Annotated in this window: 10 protein-coding genes; 7 read left to right on the top strand and 3 right to left on the bottom strand. The window is 46.9% G+C overall.

Going from position 1 to position 17,895, the window contains the following annotated elements:
• The 6 genes from ACFSRY_RS04735 to ACFSRY_RS04710 all read left to right on the top strand — a co-directional run bounded on the left by ACFSRY_RS04735 (position 1) and on the right by ACFSRY_RS04710 (position 11,659).
• On the top strand, positions 1-738 hold the full coding sequence (locus ACFSRY_RS04735) for a hypothetical protein (protein ID WP_377503619.1): 738 nt from the start codon (positions 1-3) through the stop codon (positions 736-738).
• Between the two features lie 132 nt (positions 739-870).
• Positions 871-1,773: a lipoyl synthase gene (gene lipA, locus ACFSRY_RS04730; RefSeq protein WP_377503682.1), complete on the top strand. Its 903-nt coding sequence runs from the start codon at positions 871-873 to the stop codon at positions 1,771-1,773.
• Between the two features lie 424 nt (positions 1,774-2,197).
• Positions 2,198-6,187, top strand: coding sequence for an ice-binding family protein (locus ACFSRY_RS04725; protein ID WP_377503618.1), 3,990 nt, complete (start codon positions 2,198-2,200; stop codon positions 6,185-6,187).
• Between the two features lie 34 nt (positions 6,188-6,221).
• Positions 6,222-7,157: a PorP/SprF family type IX secretion system membrane protein gene (locus tag ACFSRY_RS04720; protein WP_377503617.1), complete on the top strand. Its 936-nt coding sequence runs from the start codon at positions 6,222-6,224 to the stop codon at positions 7,155-7,157.
• An 18-nt stretch (positions 7,158-7,175) separates the two neighbouring features.
• Positions 7,176-9,158, top strand: coding sequence for an OmpA family protein (locus ACFSRY_RS04715; RefSeq protein WP_377503616.1), 1,983 nt, complete (start codon positions 7,176-7,178; stop codon positions 9,156-9,158).
• 215 nt (positions 9,159-9,373) lie between these two features.
• A complete protein-coding gene (locus ACFSRY_RS04710) occupies positions 9,374-11,659 on the top strand; it encodes a TonB-dependent receptor domain-containing protein (protein WP_377503615.1) in 2,286 nt (761 codons plus the stop codon).
• A 25-nt stretch (positions 11,660-11,684) separates the two neighbouring features.
• On the opposite strand, the gene ACFSRY_RS04705 is transcribed toward ACFSRY_RS04710, so the two are convergent.
• The 3 genes from ACFSRY_RS04705 to gcvP form a co-directional block, all read right to left on the bottom strand.
• Positions 11,685-12,263, bottom strand: a complete 579-nt coding sequence (locus ACFSRY_RS04705; protein ID WP_377503614.1) for a DUF4136 domain-containing protein — start codon at positions 12,261-12,263, stop codon at positions 11,685-11,687.
• 231 nt (positions 12,264-12,494) lie between these two features.
• Positions 12,495-13,094 (bottom strand): DUF4136 domain-containing protein, encoded by a 600-nt coding sequence (locus ACFSRY_RS04700; RefSeq protein ID WP_377503613.1) that lies wholly within the window; start codon positions 13,092-13,094, stop codon positions 12,495-12,497.
• A 175-nt stretch (positions 13,095-13,269) separates the two neighbouring features.
• On the bottom strand, positions 13,270-16,188 hold the full coding sequence (gcvP, locus tag ACFSRY_RS04695) for an aminomethyl-transferring glycine dehydrogenase (RefSeq protein WP_377503612.1): 2,919 nt from the start codon (positions 16,186-16,188) through the stop codon (positions 13,270-13,272).
• 241 nt (positions 16,189-16,429) lie between these two features.
• Between gcvP and ACFSRY_RS04690 the strand changes: the two genes are divergently transcribed.
• Positions 16,430-17,674: an NAD(P)-dependent oxidoreductase gene (locus tag ACFSRY_RS04690; protein ID WP_377503611.1), complete on the top strand. Its 1,245-nt coding sequence runs from the start codon at positions 16,430-16,432 to the stop codon at positions 17,672-17,674.
• Positions 17,675-17,895: the final 221 nt, after the last annotated feature.

The following is a 17,895-nucleotide window of genomic DNA, read 5'->3' as shown; positions in this document are numbered from 1 at the left end:
GTGGTCAGATACCTCGCACTTGTACTTGTTCTAGCCTTTGGCGTCTCTCTGCCAGCCTTGGCACAGTATGATGAAGATGAAAGCTTCCAGAATGAACTTAGCTACGGCGTTAACTTTAACTCAAACGGTGGCCTGATTGGTGGTGTTTTTATCCGCTCGTCCTACTTTTTGAACAACCGGATGTACCAGTTCGGTGCCCTCGAAATGGTGGAGGTAAAGCACCCGAAGGAAAACAGGATATATAGTGGTGAAACCGGAGACTTTTTTGTTGCCGGGAAACAAAATTACCTGTTCGTGCTTCGTCCGCAGTATGGCCGTGAAATCGTACTGTTCCGAAAAGCCGCTGAATCGGGTGTCCAGGTAAATGCTATTGGTGCTGCCGGTCCTTCGCTGGGGCTTCTTGTGCCTTACTACATCCGCTATAATTATGGAGGAGGCCTCGGAGGTCAGGATGTGCGCACAGAGCAGTACGACCCTCAGAAACATCGTACCATAGAAAATATCCAGGGAAACGCTTCTGTATTGCAGGGGCTAGGAGAGGCAGACGTAAATGTGGGCCTTCATTTAAAAGCTGGACTTAGTTTTGAGTATGGTCGTTACAGAGAAAGCATTGCAGGTATAGAAGTTGGTTTTATGGTGGAGGCTTTTACAAAGAAAATGGTAATCATACCTCAAGCCGAAAATGAGCAGCTCTTCACCTCCGTTTACCTGAACCTGTACTACGGTCGCCGCAAATAATCCTCCTCACGAACATTTCCAACTCCAGCATTGTTAAGGACGCAGTGTTGGTGTGCCCTGCATGGCTGCACAATTCTTAGCCAATGGCTAAACTCTTAAAGCATAACTTCCTATCTTTGCACCATGGACGATTTGATTACACTTCCGGTTATACAGCCCAACGCGACCCCCGAGGGGCTGAACGCATTAGGTAAGCCTCGTAAGCCAAACTGGCTGCGGGTAAAGCTACCGGTGGGGAAGGAATACGCTAAAGTTAGAAGTATAGTAGACGAATATAAGCTGCACACCATTTGCGAGAGCGGTAACTGCCCGAATATGGGAGAGTGTTGGGGAGCCGGTACAGCTACATTTATGATCTTAGGCAATGTTTGTACCCGTAGCTGCTCGTTTTGTGCTGTTGCTACAGGCAGGCCCAATGAGTACGACGAGGACGAGCCTAGGCGTGTGGCCGAAGCCATCCAACTGATGGGAGTAAAGCACGCGGTTATTACATCTGTGAATCGTGATGAGTTAAAGGACCGCGGTGCCGCTATCTGGCATGAGACAGTGAAGCAGGTGAAAATAATGTCACCGACTACTACTATAGAAACACTTATTCCGGATGTAAAGGGTACCTGGGATGCATTGATCACTATGATTTCTCCTGGCCAGGAAGTGGTTTCGCATAACATGGAAACAGTAAAAGAACTGTACCGCCGTGTGCGTCCGCAAGCCAAGTATGATCGCAGCCTGGAGCAGATCCGCAGGACGAAGGAGTATGGCCAGCGTACCAAGACAGGCATTATGCTTGGTCTAGGGGAAACACGTGAGCAGGTATACCAGGCCATGGATGATCTTGCTGCCAATGGATGCGATATATTGACGTTAGGCCAGTACCTGCAACCTACAAAGCTTCACATCGAAGTAGCCGAATTTATTCATCCGGATTTATTCGATCACTATCGAGAAGAAGGTCTGAAGCGAGGACTGAAATATGTAGAGTCTGGCCCATTGGTTCGCTCTTCCTACCACGCTGAAAGACACGTGCACGTTTAAATCTTAAACTAAAGAAGCATAGAAGGCCCTGCTACTTAATAAGTAGCAGGGCCTTCTGTTTTATTGCACTGACTGGTGCTGTTCTTAGCCTGCTTTCTCATCCTTTCACCTGTCTTTTTTTGCTGTAAATGTAACAAATCGGGGTATTAGCTGCTGTAGATATAGTATAAGTACTATGCTTGTTGTTAATGTTCTTTTAAAAAATTGTACCTGATAATTTAATAGTATAAAAGCTGCTCAGGTGTATGTAATGAGGGTAAATGTAAATAAACATATATTTTAATGTTGAAATTGAATTAAATATATAATATTTTAAATTTTTTGTAACTTGTTTTACTATTTCAAGTAAAGGAAAATGTTCAATATATATAGTCTAATCTATAAATATTAAACTTTACCTATATTTTTACTCTGCTTGAAGTGTATGAAAAAACATTTACTGCTTCTAATCCTTACTCTGATTGCCACCACAACCCTTAGTTTAGCGCAGTCAGAACCGAACCTGGGAAAAGCAACAACGTTTGCAGTTATGGGTTCGAGCTATGTCAGCAACACTGGTTCGACCGGTGTTACAGGAGATCTTGGGGTAACACCACAAGGAATTCACACAGACAACGGCCAGCTATTAGTACGGGGCTCTAAACACATTGGAACACCTCTGGTAACTGAAGCCTTGCAAGACGCTAAAGTCGTTTATGATTACTACAGTAACATGACGGCGCCCACTTTTACTGGTCCAGGTCTGGTTGCCAACGGCAGTTCTCCTGGCATATTCCGGAACAGTGGTAACGTAAACATCGATGGAATCGTCGTTCTGGATGCGAAAGGAGATGTAAACGCAAGGTTTGTGTTTATTATCGATGGGGACCTGACCACACCTTCTATCGCTCCGCCAGCACAGGGCACAGGTCTTCTTCTTCAGAATGGCGCACAGCCGCAAAACATCTTCTGGATTGTTAAGGGAAAAGTAAATCTTGGTAACTCTACGAGTTTCCAGGGAAACATCCTTTCTATGGGAGACATTACCCTGGAGCCAAGTGTGAACCTGATTGGCAGGGCAATTTCTTTTAATGGTGGAGTAAGCCTGAACACTAACAATGTTTTCCTGCCTACTGTTGTTTTAGCTGATGTTGCTGTTGAAAAAGCAGCCGCAGAAGGTAAATACCTGATCGGGGATGAGGTGACTTTTACCATTACTGCCCATAATGCTGGTCCAAGCACTGCTTATAATGTAATTGTAAGTGAAGAGATTCCTGCGGAACTGGAATTTGTGCGGGTAGAAAGTGCGAGTGTGGGGACTTATGATCCGACTATGCAGGAGTGGAGAATAGGAGAGCTTAAACTAAATGAAACGGCAGAGCTAAAGCTAACTTTTAAAATTATTGCCGCAGGTAAGGTTGTCAACAAAGTATCTGTAGGCAGCAACAACCCTGATCCTAATCCAGGTAACAACGATGGGGAAAATCCTGTGGAGGTGCCTGTGGTGTCAGCGGACGTTAGTGTGACCAAGAAAGCAGACAGCTCTCCTCGTGTAGTAGGTGGGAAAATCACTTACACCATAGTGGCTACAAATAATGGTCCTTATGCAGCGGAGGATGTTGTTGTAAACGAGTTGCTGCCTTCTCAACTGGAACTGATCAGCTTCACAGTAAGCAAAGGTAGCTATGACCCGGCTACTGGTATATACAATGTTGGTGCACTGGCTAACGGTGAAACAGCCACCCTTACTATAGAAGCAAAAATAATAGCAGCAGGTGAGATCAGAAACACGGCAGGAGCTGGAGGTTCTACGCCTGATCCGAATCCGGGAGACAACACTGATATTGTTGTTGTTACTCCAACCTGTCCGGCCCCAACACTGGCTTTAGAAGGCGGCGCATCCCAGTGCGCTGAAACAGCCAATGCAACTTACACTTTAACACAGGTTTTTGGTGCCACTTATACTTTCGAACTTACAGGTGGACTAACCGAAGTATCCAGATCAGCCAATTCCATCACAGTAAACATAGGCACTACACCTGGTACTGTGAAGGCTACAGTCAAAGACTTATGTGGCAACTCATACACAGTAGAAAAAGAAGTAACTGTTGTTACAAAACCAGAAACTCCAACCATTTCAGGAAAAGCAAGTGTGTGTGCCAATAGCACCACCAACAGCTATACCGTAGAGGGTGCCGGAGAAGGAGTTGATTATGAGTGGACTGCTGATGGCGATGTGCAGATTGTAAGCGGACAGGATGGAAAAACGGTGGTAGTTAACGTAGGGGCCAACGGAGGAACCTTGACTGTAAAAACAAGCAATTCATGCTTCACAAGCGATGCGGCAAGTATAACTATCAGTACAAATCAACCTCCTGTTTCACCTGCGAGCATAGCCGGAAGCACTGAGCTTTGCTCAGGAAGTGAAGCTACTTACACAGTTCCAGCAGTGAACGGTGCCACAGGGTATACCTGGACCGTGCCGGCAGGCTGGACGATCGTGAGTGGCCAGGGAACAGCAAGTATCGTTGTTCGAGCAGGAGCTACATCTGGTGATGTTAGTGTGGTTGCAGAGAACGAATGCGGTGCCAGCACTGGAACTGCACTCGGAGTGACCGTTAATGACAAACCGCAGACACCTGGTGGAATATCCGGAACTGCAGACGCCTGTGAGAACAAAGAAGGCTTTACTTATACAATCAACCCAGTTGATGGTGCCACAGGTTACACCTGGACTGTACCGGCAGGCTGGACGATTGTAAGTGGCCAGGGCACAACGAGCATAACTGTAACAGCGGGCACAGCAGGTGGTAACGTAACGGTTGTCGCTGAAAATGAATGCGGCAGCAGTGCCCCGGCTCAAATGCCTCTTACAGTGAGCAAAGCACCGGAAGCACCAATAGCCATAAATGGTAGCGCGAGTGGTTGTGTAGGTTCTTCTCTAACTTACAGTACTGGCACAGCGGCAGGAGCCGAAGGTTACACCTGGACAGTGCCGGCCGGTTGGACAATCACGAGCGGACAGGGAACCGGAACGATCACCGTAACAGTAGGTAGTGCTCCTGGAGACGTAACTGTAACAGCAACAAACAAGTGTGGTGCCAGCTCTGGCGTTAGCAAAGCGGTTTCTCCTAACACGCCACCTGTAAAACCAGGTAACATCTCAGGACCTTCGGCAGCATGCGGCGGCACCAGCGACCTTACTTACAGCATAGCAGCAGTGCCAGGCGCCACAGGATACACCTGGACAGTGCCAGCTGGCTGGACTATAGAAAGCGGACAAGGCTCTACAGAGATAAAAGTTAAAGCAGGAACAGGCTCTGGTGATATTACTGTAACAGCCGATAATACCTGCGGCTCCAGTTCAGCAGCGATTTACACAACAAGTATAAGCAACGCACCACCGGCACCACTCACTATAAATGGTAGCTCCAACGGGTGCATCGGAACCACAATGACTTTCAGTGTGGATGCATTAACAGGTGCTACAGGTTATACCTGGACTGTGCCGGCAACCTGGACGATCAAGAGCGGGCAGGGTACCGGAACTATAGAAGTAGAAGTAGGTAGCGGTGCAGGTATGGTCACAGTATCAGGTACAAATGAATGCGGTACTGGTGCATCAGCAAGTATGGCTGTGTCTCCTACCACAGCGCCAAATGCACCAGGAGCTATCGATGGGCCAAACGCCTCCTGCGCCAATACGGAGAACCTGACCTATAGCATCACAGTGCTAACGGGAGCTGAATCCTATAACTGGACAGTTCCTGAGGGCTGGACTATCGTGAGCGGGCAGGGTACCTACAGCATTACAGTAAACGCCGGAAGCACTGGTGGTGAAGTGAAAGTAACTGCCTCAAACGACTGCGGTACCAGCACGGCCAGCTCACTTAACGTTAACATCACGGCGCCGCCTGCTGCAGTAGCTAAAATAAATGATATGAGCTCGCTGTGCAATGGCTTGATGTACACAGTTGATCCTGTGCCAGGTGCTACCTCTTATACCTGGACAGTGCCGGCAGGCTTCACCATTGTTTCCGGACAAGGGACAGCCAGCATCACTGTAAGGGCAGACAATTCAAGTGCATTCGGCGAAGTAAGCGTAGTGGCAAACAGCGGAACCTGTGCCAGTCCTGTAACCAGCCTTCCAATAGACAGATCAGTACTGGATGGTGGCTTAGAATTCCCGAAAGCCTTTAGCCCGAACGGAGATGGCAAGAACGATACCTGGGTAATAGCTAACATTACAAAGTATCCTAACAACCGGGTAATAATCTTTAACCGCTGGGGATCTGAAGTATACAAAAAAGACAATTACCAGAACGACTGGAACGGCAATAAGCTGGAGCAAGGTACTTACTACTATAAAGTAAGTGTAACGATGTGCGACGGTGTAGAAAAAGTATTCACCGGGTACGTGACGATTTTCAGATAAAAGATACCCTTATCAACAGATAAAGAACAATACCATGAAAATACTTTATACCCTGCTGGCCCTACTGCTCGCCTTTGGAGCTAGTGCCCAGCAAAACCCACAGTACTCGCAGTATATCTTCAACAGCATGGCTATTAATCCGGCCTATACAGGTAGTAAAAGTGTGCTCAACCTCAATGCATTCCATCGTTCACAGTGGACCAGCATTGAGGGGGCACCTACTACACAATCGCTGAACGTTGATGGTATTGCTGCCAACGACAGGCTGGGCCTGGGACTTGCGCTTACCCGGGACAAGTTGGGCGCACAATCTTCACTTTCAGCTTATGCTAACATAGCCGTAAAGCTGCAGGTAAGTGAGAACGGTATCCTTAGTTTTGGCCTGGCACCAGGTCTGGTACAGCATAAGCTGGATGGCGTAGAGCTGGGAATAGAAGATGACCCATCCATACCTGCCGGGATAGAAACCTCGTTAAAGCCAGATGTTAAAGTAGGAGCTTATTACCACACAGAGCGCTTTTATGCAGGTGTGTCGGCCTCTGATCTGTTACAATTTGAAGATATGCAGCAAATTGAGCCGGAGCGCCACTACTATTTTACCTCAGGTTATGTATTCGATCTGAGCAGCTTCCTGAAGTTTAAGCCAAGTGTACTTGTAAAGGAGGACTTTCATGCACCTGCCAACGTTGACCTGAACGCTTTTGTGCTGCTTGCAGACAGAATCTGGTTAGGAAGCTCTTACAGAACCAGCATGAACCTCTTTAACAGTAAAACAGACATGGAGGGCGCTGACAGAAGAACTGCTATCGCCTTGATCGCAGAGCTGCAGATACATAAATCGCTTCGCCTGGGGTATTCTTACGATAAAATGCTGAACAACCTCGATGGCTTCAACACCCACGAAATCTCTGTTGGCTACTACTTCTTTAAGAAGAAAGACACTAGAATAATCACTCCGCAATACTTTTAATCATAAGCCCGTTACGCCATGAACTATAGATTTACACCTTTATACTTTGTAATTGCGGCCATGATCGGTCTGAGCTCAGGAGTTCAGGCACAGTCGGAGCTGCGGAAGGCAAACAAGCACTACGAGAACTATGAGTTTGCCCTGGCGCTGGAAAACTACCAGTTGGCCGTACAAAAGAAACAACCTGACTTACCTACCATGCAACGCATTGCAGATGCTTACCGCCTTACCCGACAGAACCGTCAGGCTGAAGAGTGGTATGCTAAGTTGGTAAACACTGCAGGTCGCGATCCGCAAAACCTCTACTTTTACGCTGATGCCTTACGGAGCAACGGGAAGTATAAGGAAGCCATGGAGCAGTACCTGCAATGGGCGGAAGAGAGTCCTGAGAATGAAAAAAGAGCCCAGCAACTGATAGCTGATAGCGAAAGAGCATTGGCTTGGCAAAGAAAGCCTGTAGTAGCTGAGGTTACTCCGATGGCAGGTTTGAATTCTGCTGGTTTCTCTGATTTCAGCCCGATGCAATACGGCAACGAGATTATCTTCACCTCGGATAGAGGGGTAACGCAAAAGAGCAGCAAAAATGGTGTGTATGGCTGGACCGGCCGGCCTTACCTGCAGCTGTTCACAGCTAAACAGGATGAGCAAGGGAACTGGGGCAGACCGCTGGCGCTTGAAGAAATGATCAATTCTGACTATCATAATGCAACAGCTTCTGCTGCTGAAGATGGGAAGACATTGTTTTTTACCCGTACGCATATGGTTCCTGTGCGAAACACTGTTAACCCAGACCCAACAAGCTGGGCAAAAGAGCCTGCTGTAAAAGAGTTTGTTAACCGCCTTGAGATTTTTTCTGCAGAAAAACAGGGTGAGGTATGGGCAAATATTCAGCCCTTTGTATATAATAAAGTAGAAGAGTACTCTATAGGCCATCCTGCATTATCCAAAAACGGAGACGTATTATACTTTGCCTCTGATATGCCTGGGGGGCTGGGTGATACAGATATTTTTTATACAGTGCGAAACGCAGATGGAAGCTGGGGCGAGCCTGTAAACGCTGGTCCTGCCATTAATACTGCTGGCCGTGAAAGTTTCCCATACATCGATGCTGATGGCAAATTGTTCTTTGCTTCTGATGGGCATGCAGGTTTTGGTGGCCTGGATGTATTCGAGGCCGAGGGAAGCCATGCTTCCTGGACAAGAGTACGGAATGTTGGAGCTCCTATCAACTCATCCAAAAACGATTATGGTATCATGTTCACAAAGGCTGGGGAAGAGGGGCTGTTCTCCTCAAACCGTGATGCCGAGAATGGTACCGATGACATTTATCACTTCAAGATGCTGGCACGTCCAGTAGTTGTGTTAGTGACCACAATAGAGCGAAAACTGGGTGAGCAGCAGCAAAATTTAGAGGTGCCCCTGCCAAATACGCAAATTGTTGTATCACAGGAGAACTCAAAAGATCCTGCTGTGGTTATGACAGATGAAGAGGGACGTTATTACCTGGATGCCCGTAGAGGAGACAATCTCTCTTTCCTGGGCAAAAAAGACGGTTACCTTACGCAGGAAGCTCTGGCAAACATACCTGCAACAGCAGGCGACACTGTAGTAGTAGCTCTGTTGTTTGATAAGAATGAGGTAAACAATTCCATTGTTCTGGAGAATATTTACTACGATCTTGATAAATGGAATATCCGTCCTGATGCAGCTACTGAGTTGGACAGACTGGTAACAGTACTTAAAAACAACCCGGATGTAAAAATAGAACTGAGCGCCCATACCGATAGCCGCGAAAGTGTAAAGTATAACCAGAGGTTATCAGAGCGTAGAGCAAAGTCAGCAGTAGATTACCTGGTATCGAAAGGAATCAGCAAAAGCAGGCTTACCTCAAAAGGATATGGTAAAACAAAATTGGTTAATAGCTGTGCAGATAATGTAGAGTGCTCAGAAGAAGAGCATCAGCTAAATCGCCGAACAGAATTTAGAATTATCAAAAACTGATATAAAGATTCTCATTAGCTTTCATAGTTTGGAAAGGCTCCGCAGGTTCTGTCGGAGCTTTTTTTATGTGCGTTGGCCAAACTCTGTAGCGGGACAGTTGTTTTGTTGTAGTGAGCTGGTTTTCATTTCTCTGGTTTCCACATATGCCGCTGAACGTACAGAAACCTTAACTTTGAAGTACTTTCTGCGTTTTCACATGGATATCACCTTTTACTATGATTGCACGATTACTCCTTTATCCGCTTCTCCTGCTTCTGATCTTTTTGCTCCCTCGGGTGCTTTGGGCGCAGTCACTTTACAGCGGCTATGTACTGGATGCAAAGTCTGAGCTTCCTCTAGAAGGGGTAACAGTAACTGCTAGCACAGGTGCACAGGCCATCAGCAATGAAAACGGTTACTTTAGCCTTGCAGCAGAAGGCGCGGACAAGCTGGTATTTAGCTATGTCGGATATAGAACAACCACTATGGAATTTCCGGCGCCGGACGAGGAGCTACGCGTATTATTGCAGCCCGATGCGGAAAGGCTACAGGAGGTTGTTATTACTGGCTATGAGAGTAACAGGCCGTTGCTGCAAACTGCGGGCGCACTCAGCCTGATAGAGCGGGAGGCAATCGAGCGGTTTGATGAAGGTTCCATTGTAAGGGCTGTGAACACGGTGCCGGGGGTGCGCATGGAAGAACGTGCACCAGCCAGTTACAGGCTATCGATCCGGGGTAGTACGCTGCGTTCACCTTACGGAATAAGAAATGTTAAAGTATACTTTGATGGTATTCCTTTTACTGAGGCAAACGGCACTACAGCACTCAATTTATTAGATGCCGCCAATATTGGCAGAATAGAAATACTCAAGGGGCCGACAGCTAGCATCTACGGAGCAGGTACCGGAGGCACTGTTTTGCTCGAGCCACGCAGGGCGCTCCCGGGAGAGAAGCAGTTGCAATCAGGTACCACCATTGGTTCATATGGGTTCAGGCGGCATACTGCAGCGGCAAGCATTGGAGCAGAAAACAGTAGCTTACTGGTGCAGTACACGCGGCAACAGTACGATGGCTACCGTGAGCAATCGGCCATAGACCGGGATGTCCTGCTGATTTCTTCAATTTTCACACCCTCCGATAAAAGAACAGTCAGCGCTAACCTTCTCTATTCAAACCTATACTATGAACTTCCGGGAGGCCTGACAAAGGAGCAGTTTGAGCAAAATCCACGGCAGGCACGGGGAGGTATGTTTAGCAGCGTTAAGCAGAATGCCTCTCTAGACCTGGAGGGGATTAATGTTGGTCTGAAGCAGGAATACAGGTTTACAGGTGATTTCAGGAATACAACAGCACTTTACGGGTTGCACAAGTTCAAGGATAACCCTTTTAATACCGACTATGAGCGAAATACCAACCAGGAGTTTGGCGGGCGCACCAGCTTTGTGTATGATGCTGATTTAGGAAGTATTGGAGCAGCTTTTACCTTGGGAGGCGAGTTTCAGCGGGGTTTTGAGACAGCCCGAACCTACGATAACAACAGCGGAATTCCGGGCAGCCTTCGGACAGACGACGAAGTGGTTGCCAAGTCTGGATTTGTATTCGCACAGGCAGAATTTGAATTACCTGCCAGTTTCATAGCCACGGCAGCCCTCAGCCTTAATGATACACAGTATGAAATTACCCGCTTACAGCAAGTAAGCAGCGGTGACTACAGGTTTATCCGCAATTTTGAAGCGGTGCTATCGCCAAGGGTTGCTTTGCTAAAGCAGCTGACAAACAAAATTTCAGTACACGGCAGCGTTAGCTCCGGCTTCTCCCCTCCTACCGAAGAAGAGATTCTTACATCAGACGGTACATTGAATGAAGATCTGGAGGCAGAAAAAGGAACAAACTATGAGTTGGGCATCAGGGGATTCGCGCTAGCCGACAGGTTAAGTTTTGATGTGATTGCTTTTTACTTCAGGCTGAAGGAGACGATTGTAAGTCGGCAGGATGTATCAAGTGTGGCGGTTTTTAGAAATGTGGGCTCCACGGACCAGAAGGGACTGGAGGCAAGTGTAGGGTACACGCTGCTGGATGAGCCGGAGCAGCCGATCAGCCTTTTGAAGGTATGGAGCAGCTACACCTATAGCCATTTCCGCTTTGATGAGTATCAAAAAGATGAAGAAGACCTTTCTGGGAACAAACTGACAGGCGTTGCTCCTCATGTGCTTACTTCAGGTCTGGACCTTAACACCAGATTTGGGTTGTACCTGAACTTTACGTCTAATTACGTGGATGAAATTCCGCTGAATGATGAGAACACCGTTTATGCAGACAGCTATTTTATACTTGGCGCACGAGTAGGTTTGAAGCGACAGCTGCACCAGCGATGGGGGCTGGAGGTTTTCGCTGGTATAGATAACCTGACAGATGAAAAGTATAGCCTGGGCAATGATTTAAATGCCTTTGGGGGGCGCTACTTTCAGCCAGCCCCTGATCGAAATTACTACGGTGGTATAAATCTCAGCTATAGGTTATAATGTACAGGACCTTTAAAAGATGCTGTCAGCGTGTTAGTTCCGGTGTTGGAGGGAATCTGGACATAATGTTTGCCACGATACGGTTAATTTTCCGTGGCTCTGATAATGTTAGGTCAAGATCTGTGTAAGACCATCCCCGCCATATTAGTTGTCTTGTGCTTTCATCAATGATATCGATAACGAGCGTACCAACCGGATACTCGTTGATGTTACGTATAGCTGGTAAATTTGCAAGGCCATAGTTAAAGCGATAGCCGTACCAGTGGCTGTAACCGTAGCCGAAGCCTGGCGGTAATGTAAAACCGCTTACTGGTAGTTGTGCTGTGTCAACGGCAATATCATACGCTATTAGTAAACCTGGGTCTCTGGTGGTAGGGTTTAGGCCTTGCTTTACGAGTTCACTGGCAATAGCCTCTCTTATTCGCAGATCCAACAGAGAACTATAAGGTAACGAACCTGCTTCAGCTGGCGGCGGCGGTACCTCTGTGGGATACCAGTTAAATGTCCGGTAGATTTTAAAAGTAGTAATAGCTGGATCATACGCAGTTTCTACTTCGGGTATAACAGCACAGCCTATCAGTAAAGAAACTGTGAGTAAAGCCACAGCTACTTTAAACTTTGTTCGCATCAATTTGATTGGAGAAAACATCTTTTGGTGGTTAAGCTCTCTTTCTGAAACTATACGCTATCAATGTGCTAATGGATAAACTACTGCACGGTATACTTACTAAAGTTACAGCAGAAGCTTCTCTACTGTTGTTGATAAGTACAGCTCAAATAGAACCAGGCATCCTACTGAAGAATGCCTGGTGTGACTAAAAGCATTAATTTTAGATTAGTTGCCGGAAGGAGGGTAACTGTTTAAGATTTCCATAACAATTGTGTTGATCCGCTCCTGTTCAATGTCGCCTCTCATATCTACGGCTGCTTCGCCTATACCACGCCACACTAGCTCGTTCGTGTCCGGATTTATTAAGTCTACAACTACTGTACCCTCTCTGTACTGGTTAATTGTTTTGTAAGTAGTAGGAAAGCGGTTAAAGCCATAATTGTAGCGGTATCCGTACCAGTAGCTGTAGCCATAGCCAAACCCTGGTGCGAATGCATAATTTGTATTTACTTCTGTTTCTGTGTTTACCGATATATCATAGGCTACTTTTAGATCCGGGTCTGAAGTGTCAAAACGGAGTCCCTGATTTGTTAACGACTGGCGAATGGCGTTTCGCAGATATAAATCCAGAAAGGTGTTAAAGTTGCCTGAGGCATCCCGGGGCTGTGTTGGCCGGTCCTGGTAAAAGCTGAAGGTTTGGTACTGGCTGAAGTTAGCTGAACGGTCAAAGTCTGTAGCTACCTCAACTGCTGGAGCACAACTTGTAATCAGGAGGAAGCAGAGCCCTAGCAGGAGTAGTTTTGTATTGTTCATTGTATCTTTCATAGTCATCTTGCGGTTAATGGTTAACATATTAATATGTTTATCTATACGGGGAGAACACACACTTCAGATTCATTGGCCCTAATATAATCATTGAAAGGCACTACTGTTGTGGCTCAAAAACAAAGAAGCCTGACCACTACTGGCCAGGCTTTTTGCAGATTAAATTTATGGTTAGTTAGCCTATAGCTACCATCTCATTTCCGTTTTCACTGTATGCCTCTATAGGAGCACAAGAACAAACAAGGTTACGGTCACCGTAAGCGCTGTCGATGCGGCTAACAGTTGGCCATACTTTATTATCGCGCAGGAAAGCCATTGGGAATACAGCCTTCTCACGTGAGTAAGGACGCTCCCAGTTCTCTACCATCACCACCTTAGCGGTGTGAGGTGCATTCTTCAGCACGTTGTTCTTCTGATCTGCTTTTCCTGACTCAATCTCACGGATCTCCTCCCGGATAGAAATCATTACATTGCAGAACCTGTCCAATTCTTCTTTTGGCTCAGACTCGGTTGGTTCAACCATAAGCGTGCCGGCAACCGGGAAGGACACGGTTGGCGCATGGAAACCATAGTCCATCAAACGCTTCGCGATATCTTCTACCTCTATGCCTACCTTTTTGAACTCACGGCAATCCAGGATCATTTCGTGCGCACAGCGTCCGTTTTTGCCAACATAAAGTACTGGGTAGTGCTGCTCCAGGCGAGCTTTAATATAGTTAGCATTCAGGATGGCAACTTTTGTAGCCTCTGTTAATCCTTCGCCGCCCATCATGGCAATGTAAGCGTAAGATATTGGCAGAATAGAAGCAGAACCCCAAGGTGCTGCCGAAACGGCATGAATAGCTTTTTCGCCATTGATTTTCCTAACTGCGTGGCCCGGCAGGAATGGAGCCAGATCTTTTACCACACCGATAGGGCCCATGCCAGGACCACCACCACCGTGAGGTATACAGAAAGTCTTATGTAAATTAAGGTGGCAAACATCGGCACCAATGTGCGCCGGAGAAGTTAAACCAACCTGGGCATTCATGTTAGCACCGTCCATATAAACACGGCCACCGTTGTCATGGATAACCTGGCAAACTTCAATAATGCTCTCCTCATATACACCATGTGTAGATGGGTAAGTCACCATTAAGCAAGACAGTTCATTTTTGTACTGCTCTGCCTTCGCGCGCAGGTCAGCTACATCGATGTTACCTTTCTCATCGCACTTCACGATTACCACCTTCATACCGGCCATTACTGCAGAAGCAGGGTTTGTGCCGTGTGCAGAAGAAGGGATTAGGGCGATGTTGCGGTGGTGGTCGCCACGTGATTCATGGTAAGCACGGATTACCATCAGGCCAGCGTACTCACCCTGTGCGCCAGAGTTTGGTTGCAGCGAAACGGCATCAAAACGAGTAATTTCACACAACCAGGCCTCCAGGTCAGAGAAAATCTGCTCGTATCCTTTTGTTTGATCAGAAGGAGCGAATGGGTGCAGTTGTCCGATCTCTGGCCATGTTACCGGAATCATTTCCGAAGTGGCGTTTAGCTTCATGGTGCAGGAACCAAGCGGAATCATGGAGTGAACCAGGGAGATATCCTTGTTCTCCAGGTGCTTCATGTAACGCAGCATCTCGTGCTCAGAGTGGTGCTTGTTAAATACTTCCTGCTGTAGATACTCACTCTTCCGGATCAGGCTGTCCGCCCACGTAATATCGGTTTCCTCAGGCAGTGTGTCTATAGTAAGTACATCTGCAGATTTGCCAGCCACTTTTGCAAACACAGCCAAGACCGCCTTTATGTCTTGCAAGTCTGTATTCTGGTTAAGCGATATGCCAATCTTCGTGTCTCCGTTATACAAGAAGTTGATGCCAGTTGCTTCAGCCTCCTTGCGAATGGCCTCCTGCATATCGGCACTTCCTAAAACTATGTTAAGTGTGTCGAAATAGTGCTGATTCTGCTGTTCAAAACCAAGTGCCTTCAAGCCTTTGTCCAACTGCTGCGTCAGGGCATGCACGTTCAGGCCAATGTACTTCAGGCGACGCGGGCCATGATAAACAGCATACATACCAGACATCACAGCCAATAATACCTGTGCAGTACAGATATTTGATGTCGCTTTTTCACGACGGATATGCTGCTCGCGTGTCTGCAGTGCCATGCGGTAGGCTCTGTTGCCTTCAGCATCCACAGATAAACCAATGATACGGCCAGGAATCACACGCTTAAAGGCATCTTTTGTAGCAAAATAACCTGCATGCGGACCGCCAAAGCCCATTGGTACACCGAAACGCTGCGTAGTACCCACTACAGCATCAGCACCCATTTCACCCGGAGGTGTTAACAGTGTCAGGGAAAGAATATCAGCAGCTACAGCTACCAGAATATCCTGCCCATGGGCTCTGCTGATAAAGTCTGTATAGTCATACACAGCACCGTTTGCTGCCGGATATTGTAAAAGGGCACCGAACAAAGACTCATCATTCAGGTCAGCCTCCTGGTGATCACCAATTACCAGCTCAATGCCGATTGGCGTAGCACGTGATGCCAGTACATCTATAGTCTGTGGCAACACTAAATCTGATACAAAGAAGCGGGTTGCATTCTTGCGTGCACCTTTTCGTTGCGCAAAGAACATACCCATAGCCTCAGCAGCGGCAGTACCTTCATCCAGAAGTGATGCGTTGGCTATTTCCATGCCTGTCAGGTCCATCACCATTGTCTGGTAATTGATCAGTGCCTCTAGTCGGCCTTGCGCAATTTCTGCCTGGTAAGGTGTATAGGCAGTGTACCAGCCCGGGTTCTCCATAATATTACGGAGTATTACCGGAGGCACAATTGTATCATTGTAACCAAGGCCAATGTAGGACTTGTACACCTTGTTCTGCTTAGCGATCTGCGAGAACTTGTTCAGAAAGTCTTTTTCAGTTAACGCTGCCGGTAAATTCAGAGGCTTCTTCAGACGAATGGCGGCTGGTACAGTCTCATCAATTAGTTGGTCCAGCGAGTTAACCCCGATGGTTCCAAGCATGTCCTGCATTTGCTCTTTGTCAGGGCCATTGTGGCGCTCCTTAAATACATCTGCAGGTTTGGTTTTAAAAATCATAGCGGTGATATATTAGTCTGGAATTTTTTGGGTTTTAAGCTACTTCGGCAACAGGCATCTAACCGTGTTTCCTACTCTTTTTACAAAAGTAGTAATAGTTTATTATATTGAAGCATGAAAGCTAAATAGTTCGTAGTGTGCAGGGGAAGACCTAACCTCGTGAAGTATAAGTACCATCAGGCTGATTTTGTTTAGCAGTCTAACATTAATAAGTGGCTAACAATTCAAGGAAGTAAAACCTATGAGCAAACTGAAGTTCGGCATTATAAAAGAAGGTAAAATACCTGTAGATAAACGTGTGCCTTTAACGCCAAAGAAGTGTGTGGAGGCATTGCAGGAATTTCCGGATATGGATATTGCTGTGCAGCCAAGCAATATTCGCTGCTTTTCCGATGCTGAGTACCGCGAGCTGCACATTCCAATGCAGGAAGACCTAAGTGACTGTGATGTGCTGATGGGGGTAAAAGAAGTGCCGATAGACCAGTTGATTCCTGGTAAGACGTATATGTTCTTCTCGCATACTATAAAGAAGCAGCCGCATAATGCGAAGTTGCTTCGTGCCATACTTGACAAGAACATAACGCTGATAGACTATGAAACGATAAAGACTGCAGATGGGCAGCGGGTGGTAGCCTTTGGGCGCTATGCGGGTATAGTGGGGGCTTACAATGGTATCCTGACCTATGGCAAAAAGCATAAGCTATTTGATCTGAAGCCTGCTTACCAGTGCCATGAGATGGAGGATATGCAGGAGGAATACTTTAAGGTGAAGCTACCGCCAATCAAAATTGCCGTAACCGGTGGTGGTCGTGTGGCAGGAGGTGCCATGGAAGTGCTCGATAAAATGGGTATCCGGAAGGTAAGCGTGTTTGACTACTTATATAAGCAGTTTTCAGAACCGGTATATGCCCAGCTGCACTCCGGCGATTATAATGCGCGGCCTGATGTGGAAGTGTGGGACTCCCCTGACTTTTATGCGAACCCACACTTATATAAGAGTACCTTCCAAAAATTTACAAAAGTAACAGATCTGCTGCTTGCCTGTGCGTACTGGGATCCGAGCGCACCTAAGCTCTTTAAGGAGGAAGATACACGCAAACCAGAATTCAAGATAGATACGATAGCTGATATCACCTGTGATGTGGATGGTTCTATACCGACAACCAAACGAACAACCACTATTCCTAACCCTGCCTACGATTACAACCCTGAAACAGGGGAAATAGAGGTGCCATATTCAAAGCCAGATAACATAACAATAATGGCAGTGGACAACCTGCCTTGCGAGTTACCAAGAAACGCCTCCAGGGATTTTGGCCGACATTTAATAGACAATGTATTCCCACATTTCTTTAATGGAGATGCAGAAGGTATATTGGTGCGTGCAACCATCGCTAAAGGTGGAAAGCTGACGGAGCCATATGCATACCTGCAGGATTATGCGGATAGCGCCGCAAGAGGTAAAGGGAAAAAGGAGACGGTATAAAAGGATGCTGAAGAAGGGAACAAAACAATATTTAGAGGGTGTTATTGTTCTCGCTAAGGAGCTAGGAGGGCTCTGGTGAAAGATGGCCCAGAAAACTTGAAATTTTTCTCCCTGTTTTTCAGGGGGTTGTCCGGGGCGGCGGATTATTTTCACCTCTCCCCCTTGCGGAGAGAAAAACCTTTCTTACTTTTGCATCCCGGTTCGGCAGGGACGGGGAAGTG

Source organism: Pontibacter locisalis, from assembly GCF_042684605.1.
Classification (GTDB): Bacteria; Bacteroidota; Bacteroidia; order Cytophagales; family Hymenobacteraceae; genus Pontibacter; species Pontibacter locisalis.
The sequence above is the reverse complement of the archived record's forward strand: the minus strand, read 5'-3'. Positions and strand labels throughout refer to the sequence as shown.

Coding starts and splice junctions, on each gene's coding strand:
- ACFSRY_RS04725 (WP_377503618.1), top strand. CDS start 2,198: ATGAAAAAACATTTACTGCTTCTAATCCTTACTCTGATTGCCACCACA.
- ACFSRY_RS04720 (WP_377503617.1), top strand. CDS start 6,222: ATGAAAATACTTTATACCCTGCTGGCCCTACTGCTCGCCTTTGGAGCT.
- ACFSRY_RS04715 (WP_377503616.1), top strand. CDS start 7,176: ATGAACTATAGATTTACACCTTTATACTTTGTAATTGCGGCCATGATC.
- ACFSRY_RS04710 (WP_377503615.1), top strand. CDS start 9,374: ATGATTGCACGATTACTCCTTTATCCGCTTCTCCTGCTTCTGATCTTT.
- ACFSRY_RS04700 (WP_377503613.1), bottom strand. CDS start 13,094: ATGAAAGATACAATGAACAATACAAAACTACTCCTGCTAGGGCTCTGC.
- gcvP (WP_377503612.1), bottom strand. CDS start 16,188: ATGATTTTTAAAACCAAACCTGCAGATGTATTTAAGGAGCGCCACAAT.
- ACFSRY_RS04690 (WP_377503611.1), top strand. CDS start 16,430: ATGAGCAAACTGAAGTTCGGCATTATAAAAGAAGGTAAAATACCTGTA.